This is a genomic window from Bacillus sp. z60-11 (assembly GCF_046464135.1).
GTDB classification, from domain to species: domain Bacteria; phylum Bacillota; class Bacilli; order Bacillales; family Bacillaceae; genus Bacillus; species Bacillus sonorensis_A.
Genome location: NZ_JBIYSN010000001.1, coordinates 364966 through 387231 on the forward strand (window position 1 = coordinate 364966; position 22266 = coordinate 387231).

Sequence of the window (22266 nt, forward strand, 5' to 3'; positions counted from 1 at the left end):
CGGCAAAGGAGATGTAAAATTGAATGGGTAACACCGATACAAAAAATAAAAAATTAGTTGCAGGAACCGCAGGTTTTTGGAATTCTTATAAAGAAAGGCATCCAAATATTGCCCAATTCCTTTTGTTTTTTATGATAAGTAATGGTGTGACTTTACTGCAGCTTGTTTTGATGCCTATTTTTAAAAGTTTATTCGAACATACGTCATTGGTTTCAATTAGTTTTAAAGTGTTGCAGTTTGGTCATAACTTTGATGGAACGCCTTATTATGTATTTGACTATGCAGCCGGCTCGCTTACCGCAGGCGGCGGGGGCGGGCTTGCCTATTTCCTTGCAGTCCAAATCACAATTGCGATAGCGCAGATTATCAACTTTTTTGTCCAAAGAAATATTACATTTAAATCAAACAGCAACATTTGGAGAGCGGCGTTTTGGTATCTTGTCGCATACATTGTCATCACGATAGGTGCGGCGGCGGCCCAAGGCTTCTATAAAGCGCCGATATATCATATGTTTATGAATACATGGGGCTCAACCGGTGAAACAGCAGCTGATATTATTACAATGATAATTAACAGCGGAATATCTTTTTTGGTATTCTTCCCGATTTTTAAAATTATTTTTAAACAAGAACCTGAAAAATAGGCAAAGAAAAGGTAGTGAATGTAATGAAATTATTATCAGTAGTTATTCCTTGCTATAATTCACAAGAATATATGAGGTATTGCATCGAGTCTCTATTGCCCGGGGGCGATGACGTAGAGCTACTGATAGTTAATGACGGCTCCTCAGATCAAACAGCAGACATTGCCAATAAATATGCAAAAAAATATCCAACCATCATCAAAGCAATTCATCAGGAAAACGGAGGACATGGAGAAGCCGTAAATACGGGTATCCGAAATGCTTCCGGATACTACTTAAGGTAGTGGACAGTGATGACTGGGTAGATACTCGGGCATATCTAAAAATACTTGAAAAGATACACGACTTTATAACAAGAGAAAAATCAGTGGATATGATGATTAGCAATTTTGTTTATGAAAAAGAAGGCACAAAATACAAGAAGGTTATGAAATATGAAAATGTCCTGCCGGAAGGAACCATTTTCACTTGGAATGATATAGGGCAATTCCGAAAAGGACAGTATCTTTTAATGCATTCTGTTATTTACAGAACGCAGCTGCTGAAAGAATGCGGTCTTGAACTGCCTAAGCATACGTTTTATGTGGATAATTTATTTGTATACAGACCACTTGAACATGTACAGAAAATCTACTATATCAACGTTGATTTTTATCGGTATTTGATCGGCAGGGAAGACCAGTCGGTGAATGAGCGTGTCATGATTCAAAGGGTTGACCAACAGATTAAAGTTAACAAGCTTATGATAGAACAAGTGAATCTGGAAAACGTGACAAGTCAAAAGCTCCGAGAGTATATGCTTCACCATCTGGAAATCGTTACGATCGTTTCTGCCATTTTATTAATACGTTCAGGAACAGCAGAGAATCTGAAAAAGAAAAAAGAATTATGGGAGTATATTAAAGAGAAGGATATAAATTTTTATTACCATCTCAAATACGGGATTTTGGGTCGGACCATTAACTTACCCGGCCGGGTTGGACGAGGGATTTCCGTGTCGGTATACAAAATCTCGCAAAGATTGGTCGGATTTAATTAATTGAAGAATGAAAACAGCTTATAAGAAATAAAAATCATAGAAAGTCATTTTTGTAATAAAAAAATCAATGAAAAAACTCTTAGGAGATCGACTTTTATGAAACCGAAATATGATTTTTTGATTGTAGGCGCGGGTCTATATGGAGCCGTATTTGCCCACGAAGTAAAAAAAGCCGGAAAATCATGTCTCATAATTGATAAACGCGGCCATATTGCTGGCAATATTTATACGGAGAAAGTGGAAGATATACAGGTGCATAAATATGGGGCCCATATTTTCCATACAAGCAATAAAAAAATCTGGGATTATGTTAACCGGTTTACCGAATTCAACAGATATATCAATAGTCCAATCGCTAATTATCATGGTGAAATTTATAATCTGCCGTTTAACATGAACACGTTTAACAAGATGTGGGGCGTTGTAACACCAGATGAAGCAAAGGAAAAAATCCGACAGCAATGCAAAGACCACTTTGTGGAAGATCCGCAAAACTTGGAAGAACAAGCTATTAATCTCGTTGGACCGGATATTTATGAAAAACTCATTCGCGGATACACCGAAAAGCAGTGGGGGCGTCCATGCACAGAACTTCCTGCCTTTATCATTCGCAGGATACCGGTAAGGTTTACATATGACAATAATTACTTTTACGATACCTATCAGGGAATACCAACTGACGGGTATACGGCTATGGTTGAGCGAATGATAGAAGGAATTGAGGTAAAGCTCCATACAGATTATTTGGAGGATAAAAACTATTGGAACAGTGTTACAGAAAAAGTAGTTTATAGCGGACCTATTGATGCTTATTTTGATTATAAATACGGTGTTTTGGGATACAGAAGCTTGCGGTTTGAAACTGAGGTGTTGGAAATGCCTGACTACCAAGGAAATGCGGTCGTTAATTATACAGACCGAGAAACTCCTTTCACACGTATTATTGAACATAAGCACTTTGAATTTGGAACACAGCCTAAAACCATCATAAGCAAGGAATATGGTATGAAATGGCAAATAGGAGATGAACCTTATTATCCGATCAATGACCGTAAGAACAGTGGATTGTATCAAAAATATAAAGCGTTAACCGAATCAGAAAACAATGTCATCTTCGGCGGCCGTTTAGGTGAATACAAATATTACGATATGGACAAAGTTGTCGGGGTTGCTTTGAGAAAAGTAAGAGAAGTCTTAGGCTAATGTTTCCAGACAGCTCTTTTTGTTAAAGAAGAAGGAATATGTATTCAGTTCCGCTATTGTCGAATGGTGAAAAAAACAAAGCCTGCAACAGATAAATCATAACATCTTAAACTTAATCAAGGAAACGATTGGCTTTGTGAATAAGGAAGGAAAAAAGATGAAAAAATTAATCGGAATTGATTTAGGCGGCACTACCGTAAAATTTGCTATTCTCACGGCAGAAGGGGAGATTCAACAAAAGTGGAGCATGGAAACAGATGTTCAAAATAAAGGGGAGAATATTATTCCCGAGATTATTCATTCCATTAATCACCGGTTAAATTTATACGGTCTGTCGGCTGATGATTTTTTAGGTATCGGTATGGGTTCACCTGGAGCCGTCGATATCGAAAAAGGAACTGTTAGTGGGGCATTTAATTTAGGCTGGAAAACGCTGCAGCCAGTTAAAGAAAAGGTTGAAGCTGGAACCGGAATTCCTTTCTGCATCGATAATGATGCGAATGTCGCCGCATTAGGAGAGCGTTGGAAGGGGGCGGGTGAAGGTTGTGCCAATTTAGTCTTTATTACGCTTGGCACAGGTGTTGGCGGAGGTGTGATTGTTGAAGGCCACTTAATTCATGGAAAAGGGGCTGCAGGAGAAATAGGCCATATGATTGTGGATCATGATGGTTATCCATGTACATGCGGCAATCGCGGTTGTTTGGAAACCGTAGCTAGTGGAACAGGTGTGGTTCGATTAGCGCGGGATTTATCAGAAGAATTTGCTGGTGAATCAAAGCTGAAATGGTTAATTGATGACGGTCAGGAAGTAACGGCTAAGATTGTTTTTGACCAAGCAAAACAAGATGACAAATTAGCACTCATGGCAGTAAATAAATTTTATTTTTACTTAGGATTTGCTTGCGGGAACATCGGGAACTTATGGAATCCTGATGCAATTGTGATTGGAGGCGGCGTATCCGCTGTAGGAGAAACCCTTCTAAAGGGAATAGAGGAATACTTCCATGAATTTTCCTATCCACATGTCCGAACCAGTACAAAAATTAAACTAGCGCAGTTAGGAAATGATGCAGGAGTCATAGGGGCAGCCTCGTTAGTCAAAACTCGGAAGACTAAGAAAACAATAGCAGGCAAAGCTAAATAACAATGCGGTTACCCTCATTGTTATTTATTTTATGATTCAGAGCTGCAATTGCTGTTGTTTAAAAATTCCCAAAATAAAACGTCAGTTTCGCGAAAAAAACTTTGACGAGATTTTTGGAAATGTTGAAAGAAGGAGCACCTTGCGGGAGAATTCGAATTGGTTTTAAAGGTTTTATTCATGAAACTAGTTTATAGTTGATTTAGTGGGTTAAAATTGCTAATATGAATTTGAATATAGACGATTTATAATCTTCCGCGGCGTGATGCATTTCAAAATGAAAAGCGCGCCAGATGTATTTCTCCTTTAAGAAATGCATAAAATAAAAAAGACCCGACTGCGCCAACAGTCGAGTCGCGTGTACAAAGCGGCCCAACAAGGGCTTGGCTCAGTCATTTTAAAATAGACTTTCCCTATGAACTTTACCAGGGCTCAAGGGAAGTCTATTTTTCTTTCTTCGACAACACGGCAATTAACATGCCAAAAGCAATCATTAGCGAGATTGTTTCGTATGTTGTCATAAGCATCACCCCCTTTCATAGGGGATGAGCCAGCTTCCCTTGAGTGAGCCCAAACTTTGTACAAAGAATATTTTACCATAACTCTTTCAAACACTGAGGCTGTTTTTTGTTAGAATGATGAGGTGGGATAGAGGAGTATTGAAGAAAAAAATTAAACGCAAAAACGGCAGAAAATCCGTTGAATATCAACGTTTTCCTGCCGTTTCGATTCGGTATGATTCCGACTGGGCTCGAACCAGCGACCTCTACCCTGTCAAGGTAGCGCTCTCCCAGCTGAGCTACGGAATCATGGTATGTAACACTGGGTATTTGTCTTACTGACAAGTTCTATTATATGTGGGTTTAATCAATTCGTCAACTGTTTTTTTGATTTTTTTGTTCATCCTTTTAAAAAGCTTAAAATCGTAAGCAAACGGCTGGAACTTTTTCAGCCAGCCGGATTTCCGTAAATGATAATGAAAATAACAAGATACAGCAAGCACCAGAGGGGGAGACGATGTTCATCTTTCCAAATGATTGACACGCTTAGCATGCTCTGTTTGGCTATTTTTTTGTTATCAAACTGGTTTGCGAAATCAATGATCAAAAGCGGTTTTCATTCATTTTCATGTTCCTTGTGACGTTGCCAAGTCTATAAATATGTTTTGCGGTTTTGCTTTCTAAGAAAACAGGGCATCCATTCGCGAAAGCAGACGTTTCCTAAATCGGGTCGAAGCAACAGGTCTAAAAAGAATTTTTTTCCTTTTTATCGTTCGTATGATATCTTTATACATAGAGTCTGGAAAACATACAATTTCCGAGGGGATCAATTGCGAGTTTTGGAAGTTGACAAGAAGGTGTCAGCTTTGATGATTGGATGAAAAACAATGCGGAAAAGGATGGATTAAACATGGCAGACAGCCCGTCTACGGTCAAAGGGTTAATTTTTCAAACGCATATCTACAGGTTAAAGGAATTAATGGCAAAAATGCTGGATGGAACAATTTCAAAAGAAGAGCGCCGGGAATTGGTGAGACTTCATGAAGATTGCACCGACATGATGCATCTGTTTGCAGATACAAATTATTCGCTTGAGGGGAAAGAATTGATTCCGGAAGATCAAGCCATAAAAATAAACGCGCTTTTAAAAAAGCTGTATGACAAGAATGTAAAAGGGTTGTTAGATGAGTAAAAAGAGTCGAAGCCAAGCTCTAAAGATGGTTTTATTTTTGAAAAGAGGGCATAGAGATGAAATCTGAAAAAGAAAAAATGCTGCAAGGAGAGCTTTATCATGCAGCTGATCCAATTCTGGTCAAAGATAGGCAGAACGCCCGCAGAATTACGAACCAGTTCAATCAGCATGCAGAACTGGATGAACATAGAAAGGCGGAGCTGATCAAAGAGCTGTTCGGGTCAACAGGAAGCACGATTCACATCGAACCGTCATTCCGCTGTGATTACGGCTATAACATCCATGTCGGTGAACATTTCTTTACCAACTTTGACTGTGTATTTCTCGATGTTTGTGAAATCAGAATCGGTGATCACTGTTTAATGGGGCCTGGTGTTCACATCTATACAGCCATGCATCCGCTTGACCCGACTGAAAGAATGAGCGGTGCGGAGTCGGGAAGTCCGGTAGTCATCGGCCATCGCGTATGGATCGGCGGCAGGGCCGTGATCAATCCGGGTGTTACAATCGGTGACAATGCCGTTATTGCTTCCGGTGCGGTCGTGACAAAGGATGTGCCGAATGATGCTGTTGTTGGCGGGAATCCGGCAAGAATCATCAAGAAGATTGACGTTTCATAAGGTTTACGGTCAAAACACCGATGAACTCTTCATTGGTGTTTTATGCTGTGCAAGTGATCGGCTTCACTTGTTACAGAGGCAGCAGATCAAACGAAATGATCAGGAGGATCCATCATGACTCAATATTTCGTTAAAAAAGGCATACAATCAAGTTTTGAAAGCGATTCAATTCCTGAATTGCTTTATATCAGCAAAGTTGACGGCACCCACACAAAAATGCCCCGAACGATGCATATGCATCATGATTTGATGGAAATCATTTATATAAAAGAGGGAAGCGGCAGCCACATCATTGGCGACCGGCATTATCATACAAAAAAAGGTGATATTTTAATATATAACAAAGGTGTCCTTCACGATGAGTTTGCCGTTCCGGATACGAATATGAGCACTTTTTGCTGCGGAATCACAAATGTGAAGCTTCCCGGGCTGCCGAGAAATCATCTGATCCCAAAAGACCATTCATATGTGTTGCATAGCAGGGAATATGCTGCACATATAGAGTCATTGCTGGAGATGATGTACTGGCAAATTTCCGAGGAAAAGTCCGGGGCCGAGGAAATTTGCAGCTACCTGCTTCGTACGCTGATCACACTCATTATGCAAATTCCCTAGGAAAATGAAGGTTTATTAAAAACAGAAGATTCGCAATTGGCAAACGCCATCAAAACTTACATTGATGAGCATTACCTCGAAGACATTACACTGCGTCTCCTTTCTGAACAATTTCATGTCAGTTCTTATTATCTGGTTCATGTATTCAAAAATTCGACCGGTTTTTCTCCTATTCAATATATGATCCGGCGCCGAATCGGAGAGGCGCAGTCACTGCTGATCAACACAAGTGATCATATCACAAAAATTGCCGGGATGGTCGGTTATGATAATGCCAGTTATTTTTCGACCCTTTTTTCTAAAATCGTCGGGGTTTCTCCAAAAAAATACCGTCAGCTATGGAGAAAAAAAGAAAGCTAGTCTATTTTTTCTTCAAAACAAGATAGTGAAAGTTTTATGGAATGAAAAAGAAAAAACGGCTGAAATTCAACAAGATTATGAAAGCGCTTTATCACCTCTGAAACTATAATAAAGCATATAGGTGTTGGAGGTGATGAAGCTGTTTTACTTAGCAGGAGCTCCTTGCTGCTGGGGTGTTGATGATCCAACGAACCCCTATAACCCTCCATGGGAAAAAGTGCTGCAGGAAGCATCACAAGCGGGATACGATGGAATCGAATTAGGGCCGTACGGATATATACCGATGGATATCGGGAGAGTGCAGAGAGTGCTTGCCAAACATCATTTGACGATCATCGCGGGTACGATCTTTGACGATCTCGTGTCAGAGTCTAATCTGGAAAAGTTATTGGATCAGGCTGATGAGATCTGTTCCTTTATCACCCAACTGCCCAAACCCCGCTTGAAAGGGAAACGATATTCGCCGCCTTTTTTGGTATTGATTGACTGGGGGCATCGTGAAAGGGATTACCAAGCCGGGCACCCGGATCGGGGGAAAAGGCTGTCCGCACAGGATTGGGACAATATGATGAAACATATTCGGGCCCTTTTAGAACGAGCGTGGAACAAGTATGGTGTAAGACCGGTCATCCATCCGCACGCCGGCGGCTATATCGAATTTGCCGATGAGATCAAGAAGATGATGGACGACATTCCTTATGAAACAGCAGGACTTTGCCTTGATACGGGACACTTATATTATTCAAAAATGGACCCCGTAAACTGGCTCGGGAAGTTCTTAGACCGATTGGATTACATCCATTTTAAAGACATTGACATCGATGTTTATCAAGAAGTGATGAGGGAGCGCATTCGGTTTTTTGATGCCTGTGCCAAAGGTGTCATGTGCCCGATCGGACAGGGGGTCATTGACTATAAATCGATTTATCGATTATTAAAAGAGTTCGATTACCACGGGTATATCACCATTGAACAGGAGCGCGACCCGAGAAACGCGGATGCGAGTCTGTGCGATGTCAAACAAAGCGTTGACTATTTAAAACGCGCCGGATTCTAAATTTGTTTTAAAAAAGGGGAAATCAAACGATGATAAATGGGGAAAAAAATCTTGAAAAACCGATACGCTGGGCGATGGTCGGCGGCGGACGCGGAAGCCAAATCGGCTACATTCACCGCTCGGCCGCCCTGCGCGATCATCATTTTCAATTGGTTGCCGGATCATTTGACATTGATCCGGACCGGGGGAGAGACTTCGGTGTGAATTTGCACGTTGATCCGAAGCGGTGCTATCCAAATGATCAAACCATGTTTCATGAAGAAGGGAAGCGTGAAGACGGCATTCAAGCTGTGTCCATTGCAACACCCAACAGCACCCATTATGAAATCACAAAAGCGGCTTTAAATGCCGGATTACATGTCATCTGTGAAAAGCCTCTTTGCTTTACGACGCAAGAAGCTATGGAACTGGAAAAACTGGCGAAGGAAAAAGAACGAGTCGTCGGCATTACATATGGCTATTCAGGACACCAGATGATTGAACAGGCGCGCCGAATGATTGAAAATGGCGATTTAGGCGATATTCGCATTGTCAACATGCAATTTGCCCACGGATTCCATTCCGCTCCTGTAGAAAACGATAACGCCAGTACGAAATGGCGGGTGGATCCGAAAGTGGCCGGCCCCAGCTATGTGCTGGGAGATTTAGGAACGCATCCGTTGTTTTTGTCTGAGGTGATGCTTCCAAACTTTAAAATTAAAAAACTGATGTGTTCCCGCCAAAGCTTTGTGAAGAGCCGCGCACCGCTGGAGGACAATGCTTTTACAATCATGGAATATGAAAACGGCGCCATGGCGATGATCTGGTGTTCTTGTGTGAATGCCGGAAGCATGCACGGACAAAAAATTCGCGTCATCGGTTCTAAAGCAAGCATCGAATGGTGGGATGAACATCCTAACCAGCTGAGGTATGAAGTGCAGGGGAGACCGGCGATGACTTTAGACCGGGGGATGGATTACCTGTACTCAGAGGCGCTTCGAGACGACCGGATAGCAGCAGGTCATTCAGAGGGATTGTTTGAATCGTGGTCCAATCTGTATGCCCGCTTTGCAAAGGCCATGGAGAAAGCGGACCGCGGAGAAGCTTTCAACGATGTTTGGTACCCGGGAATTGAGGCGGGAGTTGAAGGCGTTCGCTGGGTGGAGAACTGTGTGCGGTCAGCAGACCAGGGGGCAGCCTGGGTTGACTATCAATAAATGCTTTTTCCGAACCTGGAGAGCAGGATCCCTATTGAACCCGATGAAGCCATCGGGTTCAATTTTCGTTAATCTTTAACTTTTAATGGATTATCCTCTAAAGATAAACGCCATCATGAAGGTGTCGACAATCATGATCGAAAACAAGAGACAAAAATAAACGAGCGAATATTGAAACATGCTTTTGGACCACTTGATATCGTTCTCCGCTTTGAACCCCTGGCAGCTTTTATAAATCCAGATAAAGCCGAGGATTAGAGCGGATATAAAATAAAGCGGGCTCAGGCGGTCAAGGCCGACGTAGAAATACAATAAAAGCGTGACAGGCACAAGCAGAATGATGTATCTGATCATGCTCACTTTTGTCATATGGTTGCCTTTGACGACCGGAAGAAGCGGCACTCCCGCTGCTCGGTATTCTTCCTTGCGGGTAATGCCGATCGCCCAAAAGTGCGGAGGCTGCCATAAAAACATAATGGCATATAAAATAAGCGCTGTCATGTCAACATGTCCCACAGCGGCGCAATATCCCATTAAAGGCGGTGCCGCTCCGGGAAAACTGCCGACAAATGTGCTCCATACCGATGACCTTTTAAACCAGACCGTATAGATCACCGCGTACAAAATAAAGGCGGTGAATCCGAGAAGAGCGGTCAATACATTGAGCGTACATAACAATGTGAGTCCTGCGACTCCCAGCAGGGTGCCGTATGCCAGGATCGAGCGCGGGGACAATCTGCCGGCTGCAGATGCACGACTTTTCGTGCGCTCCATTTTGGCATCGATATGCCTGTCAAAGTAATTGTTGTACACGGTCCCGGCCGCCATGACAAGCGCCGTTCCCGCCATCGCCGAAAGCATGGCCATAAAAAACGCGCCTCCGGCTAACGCTTTTTCTGAACTGATACATGCGATCCAAAATCCGCCGAATGCGGCGATGGAATTGGAAATGATGATTCCGGGTTTGACCAGGCTGATATAGTTTTTCAGTGAAATCATGCCGTCCTCCTGTTTTTCAAATCGTGCTTGAGAAAACGTTGCCAATCAAGTCTTTCTATACCCAACAGTTCGACATCAATCATCATTTCCCTGCTGAATCTTTAGTGATCTGAGAGCAATGAAGAAGCAGCCAGCCATTGGGGCAAACTGCTTCAATACATCCTCCTATTCCATATGTGTTCTTTTATTGAGCGCATTGATAAAAATCTTCACATTTTTCTTATCCTGCATGATGGGAGAGTATATATATGAAAGCGTTCTGTTAAAGGTTTGGTTTTTCAGCTTGATCACCGAAAGATTTCCGTGCTGCACGTCTCTTTCAATGACGCTTTGCGACAAGAGGGAAAGCCCGATGCCCGTCATCAGCGTTTCTTTGATTCCTTGATTGCTGCTGATCGTCAGAAACGACTTCACTTTTAAGCCGTTTGAACGGATCACATGGTTCAGGTATTCGCGCGTGCCAGAACCGACTTCCCGCGTCACCCATGTCTGGTTTTGGAGATCGGCCATTGTCACTTCTTCTTTACCGGCAAGGGGGTGGCTGCTTGACGCAGCGATGAACAGTTCATCCTGCATAAAGGCGTTTACAGACAGCTCTTTGTCGTTTGTCTGTCCCTCGATTAAACCGATGTCCACTTTGTACATACGGACGGATTGCACGACTTCTTCCGTGTTGCCGATGACCGCCTTAAGCTCGAGCTCGGGATATTCTTTTTGCAGATCAAAAAGAAGCGACGGCAGAATATACTCTCCGATTGTGAAGCTTGCGCCGATCTTCAGCTCGCCTTTAACGGAATTGTGGTGGTCAAGGATATCCTGTCTCGTTTGTTCATAAATCGTAATCATTTGTTTGGCGCGGTCGTATAAAATTTCACCTGTCGGGGTGATCTTCAAATATTTCGGCGACCGTTCAAATAATTTTGTCTGGAATTCTTTCTCCAGGTTTTTGATGTGCATGCTGACGCTCGGTTGTGACATGAGGAGAATCTCGGCCGTTTTCGTAAAGTTTTTCACTTCTGCCAGAGTGACAAATGTTTTGAGCGCGTCATAATACAAAATCATCCCCGCCTTATTATTAAAAATATTAATAGCTGTAATAATTAATATATATTTTACTAATGTTGAGTATTCCAGTAAACTTTAAATTAGAATCTTTTTTAGCGAATGTACAGTTTTCCAGCTGGATCATGACACGCGGCAAAGAGGGAGCGGGGAGTGAGCGCTTACAATTCTTTTGAAATCAAAAAACGGCAAATGCAGTTGAATTGCGTCACGAAAACCGATTTGATTTATCGGAATAGTCGATATATGATAAGGATAATCCTTTTTCCGCTTTAGAAATCAGTCATCATTTTAATCCTTAGTGAGGTGGATATCGTTGCAACTTCAGGTATTAAACAGTCCTTTTAACCAGGAGCAGGCAGAGCTCCTTAACCGCCTTCTGCCAACTTTGACAGCATCGCAAAAAGCTTGGCTGAGCGGATATTTGGCGGCTACTCAGACAAACGATGCAGCGGCGGCGCTGGAAACACTTCCGGCTGAAGCCCCGGCCCTAAGTACGGCGCAGCCCGTTTCAAAAGAAGTGACCATTCTGTACGGATCACAGACAGGCAATGCCCAGGGGGTTGCGGAAAATGCGGGCAAATCGCTTGAAGGACGAGGTTTTCAAGTCACTGTCTCCTCCATGAGCGACTTTAAGCCAAATCAATTGAAAAAACTGAAAAATCTGTTGATTGTCGTCAGTACACACGGGGAAGGCGAGCCGCCTGACAACGCGCTGTCATTCCATGAATTTCTTTATGGGAGACGGGCTCCGAAGCTTGATGATCTCCGCTTTTCCGTATTGGCGCTTGGAGACAGCTCATATGAGTTTTTCTGCCAGACCGGCAAGGAATTTGATCAGCGGCTGGCTGAGCTCGGCGGAACGAGAATTTCTCCGCGCGTCGATTGTGATGTTGATTTTGATGAAGCTGCAGCTCAATGGCTCGAAGGCGTTTTTAACGGCTTAAGCGAAGCGCAGGGCCGGGCCGAAAGCGCCGCACCGGTCCAGACAGCGCCTGCACCGCAGGCGGGAGAAACGGTTTATTCAAGAAAACATCCGTTTCGAGCTGAGGTTCTGGAAAATCTGAATTTAAACGGCCGCGGCTCGAATAAAGAGACGCGCCATCTCGAATTATCGCTTGAAGGCTCAGGCCTCACATATGAACCTGGCGATGCGCTCGGCATCTTTCCTGAAAATGACCCTGAGCTTGTTGACATGCTGCTCAGCGAACTGAATTGGGATCCGAATGAAACGGTCACGGTTGACAAACAGGGGGAAAGCCTGCCGCTCAAAGAAGCGTTGACTTCATCCTTTGAGATTACAGTATTAACGAAGAAATTTATTCAGCAGGCGGCTGAACTTTTAGGACATGAAAAACTGCGCGAGCTGGCCGCAGCGGAACATGCAGACAAATTAAAAGCGTATATCGATGGCCGCGATCTGCTTGATTTTGTCCGCGATTTCGGTCCGATCGGCGCGCCTCCGCAGGAATTTGTTTCGATTTTGCGGAAAATGCCGCCGCGCCTTTATTCGATCGCATCTAGCTTAGCGGCGAATCCGGATGAAGTGCATCTGACAATCGGCGCGGTCCGCTACAGTACGCACGGCAGAGACCGAAAAGGGGTCTGCTCGATTTTATGTGCAGAGCGCCTGCAGCCTGGCGATACACTGCCGATTTTTATTCAGCCAAACAAAAACTTTAAGCTGCCTGAGAATCCGGAGACACCGATCATCATGGTTGGCCCTGGTACAGGTGTCGCACCGTTCCGCTCGTTTATGCAGGAGCGCGAAGAGACCGGAACAGCAGGAAAATCGTGGATGTTCTTCGGCGACCAGCATTTCGTCACCGATTTCCTCTATCAGACAGAATGGCAAAAGTGGCTGAAAGACGGAGTGCTGACGAAAATGGATGTCGCATTCTCGCGCGATACCGACGAAAAAGTATATGTACAGCACCGGATGCTTGAGCACAGCAAGGAATTGTTTGAATGGCTTCAAGAAGGAGCGGCATTCTACATTTGCGGCGATAAAAACAACATGGCAAAAGACGTGCACAGCGCACTTCTCGACATTATCGAAAAAGAAGGCGGTATGAGCCGCGAAGAGGCGGAAGCTTACCTTGCCGAGATGAAAAAGCAAAAACGTTATCAGCGCGATGTATACTGATTTTGATTGAAAGGGGTTTTTTCAACATGGGGAACGAAATATTAAAGGCACCGGAAGGCCCTCCAAGCGATGTAGAGCGCATTAAGGAAGAAAGCAACTATTTGCGCGGCACCCTGAAGGAATCAATGCTTGAGCCGATCAGCTCCGGAATTTCCGATGACGACAACCGTCTGATGAAACACCACGGCAGCTATTTGCAGGATGACCGTGACCTCCGCAATGAGAGGCAAAAGCAAAAGCTTGAGCCTGCCTATCAGTTCATGCTGCGCGTGCGGATGCCGGGCGGTGTAGCGACACCTGAGCAATGGCTGGTCATGGATGAGCTTGCCAATCAGTACGGCAACGGAACATTGAAGCTGACGACAAGGGAAACCTTCCAAATGCACGGCATTTTAAAATGGAATATGAAAAAAACGATCCAGAAGATTAATTCGGTTCTGCTGGATACGATTGCAGCATGCGGGGACGTCAACCGTAATGTGATGTGCGCTTCAAATCCGTATCAATCCGAGATCCATGCCGAAGTGTATGAATGGTCGAAAAAATTGAGCGATGATTTGCTGCCGCGCACACGGGCGTACCATGAAATTTGGCTTGATGAAGAAAAAGTCGCCGGAACGCCTGAGACAGAAGTCGAGCCAATGTACGGACCGCTATATCTGCCGCGGAAATTCAAAATCGGAATCGCCGTTCCGCCGTCAAATGATATCGATGTCTTTTCACAGGATCTCGGCTTTATCGCGATTGTTGAAGACGGCAAATTGATCGGCTTCAACGTGGCGATCGGCGGCGGCATGGGCATGACCCATGGAGACAAGGCGACATATCCGCAGCTTGCTAAAGTGATCGGTTTCTGCAAGCCTGAACAATTGTATGATGTCGCCGAAAAAACGATAACGATCCAGCGCGACTACGGAAACCGCTCCGTCCGCAAAAACGCCCGCTTCAAGTACACCGTTGACCGCCTCGGGTTGGATACGGTCAAAAACGAGCTGGAAAACCGCCTCGGCTGGAGCCTTGGAGAAGCAAAGCCGTATCAATTCGATCATAACGGCGACCGCTACGGCTGGGTGAAAGGTGTCAAAGGAAAGTGGCACTTTACCATGTTTATCGAAGGCGGCCGTGTCACCGATTATGAAGATTACAAGCTGATGACCGGCTTGCGGGAGATCGCCAAAATCCATACAGGCGATATCCGTCTGACCGCCAATCAAAACTTGATCATTGCCAACGTATCAAGCCAAAAGAAGAAAAAGATCAACGAATTGATCGAACAATACGGTTTGACCGACGGCAAGCATTATACAGCACTGAGACGCAGTTCCATCGCGTGTGTCGCACTGCCGACGTGCGGACTGGCGATGGCTGAAGCGGAACGCTACTTGCCGACATTGATCGATAAGATCGATGAGATCATCGAAGAAAACGGACTGCAAAATGAAGAGATCACGATCCGCATGACAGGCTGCCCGAACGGCTGTGCCCGCCATGCCCTCGGTGAGATCGGGTTTATCGGAAAAGCTCCGGGCAAGTACAACATGTATCTCGGCGCCGCTTTTGACGGCAGCCGTCTGAGCAAGATGTACCGCGAAAACATCGGAGAAGAAGACATTTTAAAAGAACTGCGCACGATTCTTCCGCGCTATGCAAAAGAGCGCGAGGAAGGGGAGCATTTCGGAGATTTCGTCATCCGCGCCGGCATTATTAAAGAAACGACCGACGGCACGAATTTTCATGATTGAATCCATTCAAAATCGCCTTAGCATGCTAAGGCGATTTTGTTTTTGCAAAGCAGCCGACTTCGCTCAGGACTTGAGTGAACTGCTGCGCCGCCGGTGTCAGCTCGGCAAATGCATGGGCAATGATGCCGATATCGCGGCTGATTCGAGGGGTAATGTCTTTTACGGCCAGGTCATGGGATACAGAAGAAAGCGTAAAGTTTGATATAATCCCTATTCCCAGATTGTTTTTGACCATTTTCATTAATGTGTCGGCGTGTTGTACCGTTAAATTCTCTTTTACGTCAAGCCCGTGCTGTTGAAATGTTTTCGACAGGGCGATCTCATGGCCGCCTTTACAAAAAATGATGTCATGCTCGTATTTTTTTAAGTCAATATATTGTTCTTTTGTTAATTTCGCATATGCTTCAGGAATGACGGCTACCATATAATCGCTCAACAGCAATTGATGTTCAAACGGTTCAAACGGAGATGCCGCAATTCCGAAATCCACCGATCGATCCCCCACCCATTCTTTTATTTGCGCAGATGTTCCTTCAACTAATTCAATATCAATCAGCGGATATTTTGATCTGAACAAAGCGATGGCCTCAGGCAAAATATTGGTTGACACGGCAGGGAACGAACCGATTTTGACTTTGCCGCTTAACAGCTTTTGTTTCTGATCGGCGGTTTGATAGATTTTACTTTCAATCCCGATCATTTGTCTTGCCAGCACCAAAATGTCCTTTCCCGTTTCAGTCAGCATTAAGCCATTCTGTTTATCTCTCATAAATAATTTCAAATGAAGTGAATCTTCCAGGTTTTTAACCGCTTTGCTTACGGCAGGCTGAGAAATAAACAATTCTCTCGAAGCTTCGGTAAAATTCATCTTCTCTGCGACCTTCACAAATATGTGAAGATGATTCATGTTCATAACCAATAGGTTATACCTCCGATAATTAAAATGTATTTCAGTTATATAAAAAGATAGCATATGATGAAAGCGAGCACCAGTACATCGTAAGGAAGGAGGCTGAATGATTTGTTCAAGGTCATCTTGGGAATCATCTCAGTAACATTGATTTGGGGCTATACGTGGGTAACGATGAAAATCGCAATCCATGATATTCCCCCCGTTTTGTTTTCGGCGCTGCGTTTACTCATCGGTGCGGTTCCGTTGTTTATCATTCTCGTTATCAAAGGGAAAAAGCGAGCGATCGGAAAAGAGAATCTCAAAAACTATTTTGTCATGGGCCTCTTGATGGGTTTAGGGTATATGGGGGTGCTGACATATGGCATGCAGTTTGTCGATTCCGGCAAAACGTCAGTTCTCGTGTATACGATGCCGATCTTTGTAACGGTTATCAGTCATTTTAGATTAAACGAGAAAATCAACGTTTATAAAATGATTGGTTTAATATCCGGTTTTATCGGACTTTTATTTATTTTTGGCACAGAGATTCTTCATTTCGAAAAAAACGTCATATTCGGGGAGCTGTGCGTTCTCATAGCTGCACTCAGCTGGGCTGTTGCCAATGTTTTCAGCAAACTGAGATTTCACAATACGGATATGATTCATATGAATGCCTGGCAGCTGCTCATCGGGACGGTCTTCCTGTTGATTTTCTCTTTCATTCTGGAGCCGACTCACTCGCTTCACTGGTCAAATGCAGCCGTCTTATCTTTATTATTTAACGGGTTGTTTTCCACGGCCTTTACATTTGTTATCTGGTTTTGGGTTCTCAACCAAATCGAAGCGTCAAAAGCATCGATGGCGCTCATGTTTGTTCCTGTTTTAGGCCTTTTCTTCGGCTGGCTGCAATTGCGCGAACCGATCACATACAACATCATGGCCGGCGCTTTTTTGATCTGTATCGGGATTTTCATGAATACTTACAGATTTAAAAGATCATAGAGGGTGTTCATATATGGTAATATCAAGTGGGAGGGAAGGGAAAATGAACATTGAACATATCGCAATCTGGACGAGGAATTTAGAAGAAATGAAAGCATTCTACACGGAATTTTTTCACGGAACGGCAAGCGACAAATACATCAATCCAAAAAAGCAGTTTGAATCGTATTTCATCCGCTTTCAATCGGGCACGCGTCTGGAACTGATGAGGCGTCCGGACTTGGCCGAGGGGGAAGAGACGGCTTCTGGCTATGCCCATATGGCATTCTCTTTGGGATCGCGCGAAAAGGTTGACGAGATGACGGAACGTTTTGCAGAAAGCGGGTTTCAGGTTGTCGGGAAGCCGCGCGTCACCGGTGACGGATATTATGAAAGCGTCATTAAAGACCCGGATGGAAATCTTGTTGAATTGACAGTGTAACAGACCAGAAAAAGCCAATGTCTGGATTTTAGACATTGGCTTTTTTTCTAAATGGCAGCATCAAACTGATCGACTTTCCACTTGTTATGTTCTTTGACGAATGTAATCTTTCTTTTTGCCGTCACTGAACCGTCAAGCGCGGGCACGGCAAACTCATATGTGCGGACATTGGCTTTTTTGGAAACGAGCTTGATTTTAGATTTCTCCCATCCTAAAAGGTTGCTTCCATCGCCGACAGGGACGGCCATTTTTCCTTTATAAGAGATGATGTTGTATTTTTCAAAGCCTTTGGCAATCGCGTCTTTTGTAAAGATCTGTGTCAAGTAGTCCGTTAATTTTGCCTTTGTGCTGAATTCGCTGCACATGTACGTATAAGGAATGCCGCGGTATTCAAATATTTTTGTCTCACAGGTTGAGTTTTGAGCCTCAGGGTTATGACCGCTCATCGCATTCCAAAAATGCTCCCGGGCCTCGAGCGCCATCGTCAATACCTCTTGATTTGTTAACTCTCCTGATGTTTGTTTTTTCGCTGCAATCGTTGTACCGACGGGCAAGATTAATAAAGCAGCCAATAAACAAAGCAAAAACTTTTTCATTGTTCTTCTCTCCTTCAACGTTTCTCTTATGTTACAAATGTTACAATAATTACAGATAGATTACAAGTAGTTTGCGAGAAAATTTTTCCTTCGCCTTAAAGAACACGCCATTCAGAGGGAGAAATCTTACGAAATAGAAGCTTCTTTAGTATCTTTCCCTTTTTTGACGATAAAAAAACATCATCCTTTAGGCTGAAACTGGGCGGGGAGCAGAAGAGATGTAGAGGGTGTAATAAACCGAATTTTACAAAAAATAAAACTATTTCAGTAAACAAACTGTAATCAAATTCATATCAATCTGTCATGGGGATGACATTTTGCTATGTTACGATTTTCCCTGTTAGTTTCAAAAGAGCTAACAAGGGAGGATTTAAACTTATGAAGAAGACAATCATGTCCTTGGCTGCAGCCGCAGCGGTGTCTGTGACTGCATTCGGAGCAAATGCCTCGGCAAAAGAAATCGAAGTTGAAAAAGGGGACACGCTCTGGGGGATATCTCAAGAGAACGGGATGAACCTCAAGGACTTAAAAAAATGGAATCAGCTTTCAACAGACCTCATTGTTCCAGGTCAAAAGCTGAACATTACTTCTCAAGAAGTAAAATCTGATCAGAAACAGTACACTGTCAAATCCGGTGATACACTCTCACGCATTGCTCAAGCTTTTGGTGTTGCTGTAAATGATCTGCGTGAGTGGAACAATATCAAATCAGATTTGATTTTTGCCGGTGATACGATTGCCATAAACGGAAAAAGCACCGCTCTTCAAACACCGGTGAAGCAAGAAGCTGCAGAACAGCAGCCTGAGCAGACGAATAAAGAACTGACTGTTACGGCGACAGCCTATACGGCAAACGACGGCGGGATCTCGGGCATCACCAAAACGGGAGTCGACTTGAATGCCAACCAGGATGCGAAAGTGATTGCGGTCGATCCGGACGTCATTCCGCTTGGTACCAAAGTATATGTAGAAGGATATGGCGAAGCGACGGCTGAAGATACCGGAGGCGCCATTAACGGAAATAAGATAGATGTATTTATTCCAAATAAACAAGACGCAATGAAATGGGGCGTCAAAACCGTTAAGGTTCAAATTTTAGATTAATAAAAAAGACGCAGAGAGGCAGACACGCCTTCTGCGTTTTTTTTACATCGCACGGCTTTCTTTATGGCTTTCGCTTTTCACAAGTAGAGAAATAAGAAGCGCCACAACCGCAAAACCGATGGCGACGAAATAAACCGTATGAACGCCTGACGTCATTCCCTGCATTTGCAGTTCCTGTTTGTTTGTGATGGAGGACTGCTCCATGTAACGGTTTGAAACAGTTGTCAGGATCGTTGTATACAAAGCCGGTCCAATTGCGCCTGATACTTGGTTGACCGTGTTCATGATCGCCGAACCGTGCGGATATAAAGGTTTCGGGACCTGGTTTAAGCCAAGCGTCATGATCGGTGCCATCGTCAGGCCGACGCCGAGTGTAAACCCTGCGTAAAGCATCATTCCCGCTGCCATCGAGGTATCGCTTGAAATGTTCGTAAACAGCCAAAGCACGGCCATCACAATGATTAAGCCTGTGAATAAAAGCGGCTTAAATCCGAGCTGATCGAACAGGCGTCCTGCCACAAGAGAGGTCATGGCCAGTACCAAGCCTCCCGGCAGCATCAAAAGCCCTGTATCCATCGGGGAGAGCTGGAGCGCCATTTGAAAGTACAGCGGCAAAATCAGCATCATGGAAAATTGCAGCATCATGACGATCCACATCAGGACGACTGCCGCGGAAAAGATTTTGGAGCGGAAAGGCCTCATGTCAAGCATCGGCACTTTCATGTTCAGCTGGCGGCGGACAAACAGCAGTAAACCGATGATGCCGGCCGCAAGTCCGATAATCACCTTCGGGCTGCTCCAGCCCGCTTCTTCTCCGGCGTTGCTGAAGCCAAAAACGATCCCTCCAAATCCGACGGTCGATAAGATGATCGACAATATGTCGATATTCGGATAGGTGAGTTCGGTGACGTTTTTTAATTTGAAAACGGCAAAGACGATCATAAAAAGCGCGACAGGGAGCATCATAAAAAAGACGATGCGCCATGAATAATGCTCAACAATATAGCCGGAAATCACCGGACCGATCGCCGGGGCAAATAAAATGACAAGGGTCAGCATCCCCGTGACCGTTCCGCGTTTTTTTGGGGGAACCAATGTCAAAATGACAGTCATCACCAAGGGCAGAATCAGTCCGGTTCCGGAGCCCTGGATGATTCGCCCTGCGAGGACGAGGGGAAAAACGGGAGCCGCCCCCGCCAAAAAAGTCCCTGCTGTAAATAAGACCATGGCGGAAATGAACAGCTGCCTTGTCGTAAACCGCTGCATTAAAAACGCAGTCACAGGTACGGCGATTCCGATCATGAGCATATATCCGGTAGACAGCCATTGAGCCGTATTTGCAGATATGCGGAAGTCGTCGATGATCTTCGGCAATGCCACATTCATGACCGTTTCATTAATCAAAGCAAGGAAGTTGCCGACGATTAAGATTGCGATGATCATGATGGATCCTTTTTTTGTATGTTCCATTTGATTTCCCACCTTTGATTATTGTTGAAGCATATATGGAATTTGTTGAGCAGCCGCGCTCAGCGGCCGGCCGTTTTTTTTCGTCACGGAGAGTACATAAGCGCCTTCTATCATCGCCTGAATTGCAATGCTCAAACAAGCCGCTTTTTCTTTGGAAAAGCCTGATTGTGTCAGTTTTTCCAGATAGACAAGCTGCCAATCTTGATAAACTTGATCACACGTTTTCCGCAGCGTCTCGCTGAAAGACCACGTTTCTGAAGCGACTGAGACAATCGGGATATCATCGTTTTCTTCCATCATGTGCGCTTTTACGCCGTCAGCCATCGATTGCATGTATGTTTGAAACGCTTTTACAGGGTCCGCTTCCCGGCTGAGAGTTGATGATATATAGGTTTTGATCCGTTCACCCGTTAATTTGATGGCTTCGGCGGCAAGCTCTTCTTTGCCTCCGGGGAAGTAGTAATAAATCGATCCTCTTGGGGCTCCGCTTTCTGCCGTTATCTGCGCCAATCCAGTCGCATGGTAGCCCTGTTTGCGGAACAGCCTGGAAGCCGTGCGCAGGATTTTGTCGCGGCTTTTTGTTTGCTCCGTCATTTTATCATTTCCTTTGTATTTATACCGATCGGTCAACATCATGTATTGTAACGAAAAAAAAGGCCCTTCATAAAGGCCTTTTTTTCGAAATGGTGTCAAAGGACTATTTTAACGATGATACCACCGATCCATTTGACACACACCATCATAGAATCGGAAATCATGGATAAACCATAAAATGAATCCGATCTCCGCTCCCATGTTCTCATTTTTCGAAAGCGCTGCAAATCTTTTTCCTGCTCAGTCATCAGATCTGCTCCTTTCTTTATTTTCATCAAAGGCCAGCTGGATCACAAATAAAAACAAGCAGGCGATGATTTCAACATCGATCGGGATATTGATCCCGTCCATCATGTCATCGGCTAAATGGATCGCCAGCCAAGTGAAGAAGCAATCAATTGTAAAAGTGACGGCTTTACGTCTGATCAAAAGGCTTAAAAATCTTTCGGGAATTTCAAAGACGACGCCGAGGACAAAGCTCAGGAGAATAAACCAAAGCAGTGAGGCCGGTGATTCATAGGTTACACCGAAAATGGCGAAAAAACCGGCGGTCCCGAAAAAATAAGATCCGAATAAGAGTGCGAAGACAAAGAGGATCAAAAGAAAGATTAAGGTGACTGCGACCATGTTTCCTAGTGTTTTTTTCATTAAGCATTCATTCCTAATCATGC

Annotated in this window: 24 protein-coding genes and 1 tRNA gene; 16 read left to right on the forward strand and 9 right to left on the reverse strand. The window is 44.2% G+C overall.

Going from position 1 to position 22266, the window contains the following annotated elements:
• The first annotated feature begins 23 nt into the window (after positions 1 to 23).
• The 5 genes from ACINLD_RS01935 to ACINLD_RS01955 all read left to right on the forward strand — a co-directional run bounded on the left by ACINLD_RS01935 (position 24) and on the right by ACINLD_RS01955 (position 4030).
• Positions 24 to 644 carry a hypothetical protein gene (locus ACINLD_RS01935; RefSeq protein WP_026586470.1) on the forward strand — a complete coding sequence of 207 codons (621 nt, stop codon included), beginning with the start codon at positions 24 to 26 and terminating at the stop codon, positions 642 to 644.
• A gap of 23 nt (positions 645 to 667) precedes the next feature.
• On the forward strand, positions 668 to 928 hold the full coding sequence (locus ACINLD_RS01940) for a glycosyltransferase family 2 protein (protein ID WP_410206893.1): 261 nt from the start codon (positions 668 to 670) through the stop codon (positions 926 to 928).
• Positions 929 to 1011: 83 nt separating this feature from the next.
• Entirely contained in the window at positions 1012 to 1683 is a 672-nt protein-coding gene (locus ACINLD_RS01945; RefSeq protein ID WP_410206894.1) for a glycosyl transferase, read from the forward strand.
• Between the two features lie 96 nt (positions 1684 to 1779).
• Complete coding sequence (gene glf, locus ACINLD_RS01950; RefSeq protein ID WP_077737022.1) at positions 1780 to 2886, forward strand: UDP-galactopyranose mutase; 1107 nt, start codon at positions 1780 to 1782, stop codon at positions 2884 to 2886.
• Positions 2887 to 3043: 157 nt separating this feature from the next.
• A complete protein-coding gene (locus ACINLD_RS01955) occupies positions 3044 to 4030 on the forward strand; it encodes an ROK family glucokinase (RefSeq protein WP_410206895.1) in 987 nt (328 codons plus the stop codon).
• 440 nt (positions 4031 to 4470) lie between these two features.
• Here ACINLD_RS01955 and ACINLD_RS01960 read toward each other — a convergent pair whose 3' ends face one another.
• Both ACINLD_RS01960 and ACINLD_RS01965 read right to left on the reverse strand, forming a co-directional pair.
• Positions 4471 to 4554 carry a putative holin-like toxin gene (locus tag ACINLD_RS01960; protein ID WP_016886607.1) on the reverse strand — a complete coding sequence of 28 codons (84 nt, stop codon included), beginning with the start codon at positions 4552 to 4554 and terminating at the stop codon, positions 4471 to 4473.
• A 209-nt stretch (positions 4555 to 4763) separates the two neighbouring features.
• Positions 4764 to 4836 (reverse strand) — tRNA-Val (locus tag ACINLD_RS01965).
• A gap of 601 nt (positions 4837 to 5437) precedes the next feature.
• On the opposite strand from ACINLD_RS01965, the gene ACINLD_RS01970 reads away from it, so the two are divergent.
• The 6 genes from ACINLD_RS01970 (at position 5438) to ACINLD_RS01995 (ending at position 9567) form a co-directional block, all read left to right on the forward strand.
• On the forward strand, positions 5438 to 5719 hold the full coding sequence (locus ACINLD_RS01970) for a hypothetical protein (RefSeq protein ID WP_410206896.1): 282 nt from the start codon (positions 5438 to 5440) through the stop codon (positions 5717 to 5719).
• Positions 5720 to 5775: 56 nt separating this feature from the next.
• Positions 5776 to 6339 carry a maltose acetyltransferase domain-containing protein gene (locus ACINLD_RS01975; RefSeq protein WP_410206897.1) on the forward strand — a complete coding sequence of 188 codons (564 nt, stop codon included), beginning with the start codon at positions 5776 to 5778 and terminating at the stop codon, positions 6337 to 6339.
• 114 nt (positions 6340 to 6453) lie between these two features.
• The gene (locus ACINLD_RS01980) at positions 6454 to 6954 is read left to right on the forward strand and encodes an AraC family ligand binding domain-containing protein (RefSeq protein WP_410206898.1); all 501 of its coding nucleotides are present in this window, start codon (positions 6454 to 6456) and stop codon (positions 6952 to 6954) included.
• Positions 6955 to 6990: 36 nt separating this feature from the next.
• Positions 6991 to 7314, forward strand: a complete 324-nt coding sequence (locus ACINLD_RS01985; protein WP_410206899.1) for a helix-turn-helix transcriptional regulator — start codon at positions 6991 to 6993, stop codon at positions 7312 to 7314.
• Between the two features lie 133 nt (positions 7315 to 7447).
• On the forward strand, positions 7448 to 8371 hold the full coding sequence (locus ACINLD_RS01990; RefSeq protein WP_410206900.1) for a sugar phosphate isomerase/epimerase family protein: 924 nt from the start codon (positions 7448 to 7450) through the stop codon (positions 8369 to 8371).
• Positions 8372 to 8400: 29 nt separating this feature from the next.
• The gene (locus ACINLD_RS01995) at positions 8401 to 9567 is read left to right on the forward strand and encodes a Gfo/Idh/MocA family protein (RefSeq protein ID WP_410206901.1); all 1167 of its coding nucleotides are present in this window, start codon (positions 8401 to 8403) and stop codon (positions 9565 to 9567) included.
• A 90-nt stretch (positions 9568 to 9657) separates the two neighbouring features.
• Here ACINLD_RS01995 and cyoE read toward each other — a convergent pair whose 3' ends face one another.
• Both cyoE and ACINLD_RS02005 read right to left on the reverse strand, forming a co-directional pair.
• Positions 9658 to 10566 (reverse strand): heme o synthase, encoded by a 909-nt coding sequence (gene cyoE, locus ACINLD_RS02000; RefSeq protein WP_077737017.1) that lies wholly within the window; start codon positions 10564 to 10566, stop codon positions 9658 to 9660.
• A gap of 165 nt (positions 10567 to 10731) precedes the next feature.
• A complete protein-coding gene (locus tag ACINLD_RS02005; protein WP_026586564.1) occupies positions 10732 to 11622 on the reverse strand; it encodes a LysR family transcriptional regulator in 891 nt (296 codons plus the stop codon).
• 322 nt (positions 11623 to 11944) lie between these two features.
• Between ACINLD_RS02005 and ACINLD_RS02010 the strand changes: the two genes are divergently transcribed.
• Positions 11945 to 13774 (forward strand): assimilatory sulfite reductase (NADPH) flavoprotein subunit, encoded by a 1830-nt coding sequence (locus ACINLD_RS02010; RefSeq protein ID WP_077737016.1) that lies wholly within the window; start codon positions 11945 to 11947, stop codon positions 13772 to 13774.
• A 26-nt stretch (positions 13775 to 13800) separates the two neighbouring features.
• Positions 13801 to 15516: an assimilatory sulfite reductase (NADPH) hemoprotein subunit gene (gene cysI / locus ACINLD_RS02015; protein WP_026586566.1), complete on the forward strand. Its 1716-nt coding sequence runs from the start codon at positions 13801 to 13803 to the stop codon at positions 15514 to 15516.
• A gap of 25 nt (positions 15517 to 15541) precedes the next feature.
• Here cysI and ACINLD_RS02020 read toward each other — a convergent pair whose 3' ends face one another.
• Positions 15542 to 16435 carry a LysR family transcriptional regulator gene (locus ACINLD_RS02020; protein ID WP_077737015.1) on the reverse strand — a complete coding sequence of 298 codons (894 nt, stop codon included), beginning with the start codon at positions 16433 to 16435 and terminating at the stop codon, positions 15542 to 15544.
• Between the two features lie 102 nt (positions 16436 to 16537).
• Here ACINLD_RS02020 and ACINLD_RS02025 point away from each other — a divergent pair, with 102 nt between their 5' ends.
• Positions 16538 to 17410, forward strand: coding sequence for a DMT family transporter (locus tag ACINLD_RS02025; RefSeq protein ID WP_410206902.1), 873 nt, complete (start codon positions 16538 to 16540; stop codon positions 17408 to 17410).
• A gap of 43 nt (positions 17411 to 17453) precedes the next feature.
• A complete protein-coding gene (locus tag ACINLD_RS02030; RefSeq protein ID WP_026586569.1) occupies positions 17454 to 17831 on the forward strand; it encodes a VOC family protein in 378 nt (125 codons plus the stop codon).
• 47 nt (positions 17832 to 17878) lie between these two features.
• Here ACINLD_RS02030 and ACINLD_RS02035 read toward each other — a convergent pair whose 3' ends face one another.
• Positions 17879 to 18427 carry an IseA DL-endopeptidase inhibitor family protein gene (locus tag ACINLD_RS02035; protein WP_026586570.1) on the reverse strand — a complete coding sequence of 183 codons (549 nt, stop codon included), beginning with the start codon at positions 18425 to 18427 and terminating at the stop codon, positions 17879 to 17881.
• 378 nt (positions 18428 to 18805) lie between these two features.
• Here ACINLD_RS02035 and ACINLD_RS02040 point away from each other — a divergent pair, with 378 nt between their 5' ends.
• Entirely contained in the window at positions 18806 to 19531 is a 726-nt protein-coding gene (locus ACINLD_RS02040; RefSeq protein ID WP_026586571.1) for a LysM peptidoglycan-binding and 3D domain-containing protein, read from the forward strand.
• A gap of 42 nt (positions 19532 to 19573) precedes the next feature.
• Here the strand turns inward: ACINLD_RS02040 and ACINLD_RS02045 are convergent, their stop codons facing one another.
• The 3 genes from ACINLD_RS02045 to ACINLD_RS02055 all read right to left on the reverse strand — a co-directional run bounded on the left by ACINLD_RS02045 (position 19574) and on the right by ACINLD_RS02055 (position 22243).
• Positions 19574 to 21001, reverse strand: coding sequence for an MDR family MFS transporter (locus tag ACINLD_RS02045; protein ID WP_077737011.1), 1428 nt, complete (start codon positions 20999 to 21001; stop codon positions 19574 to 19576).
• Positions 21002 to 21019: 18 nt separating this feature from the next.
• Positions 21020 to 21595 (reverse strand): TetR/AcrR family transcriptional regulator, encoded by a 576-nt coding sequence (locus ACINLD_RS02050; protein WP_026586573.1) that lies wholly within the window; start codon positions 21593 to 21595, stop codon positions 21020 to 21022.
• Between the two features lie 240 nt (positions 21596 to 21835).
• The gene (locus ACINLD_RS02055) at positions 21836 to 22243 is read right to left on the reverse strand and encodes a regulatory YrvL family protein (RefSeq protein WP_410206903.1); all 408 of its coding nucleotides are present in this window, start codon (positions 22241 to 22243) and stop codon (positions 21836 to 21838) included.
• Between the last annotated feature and the right edge of the window lie 23 nt (positions 22244 to 22266).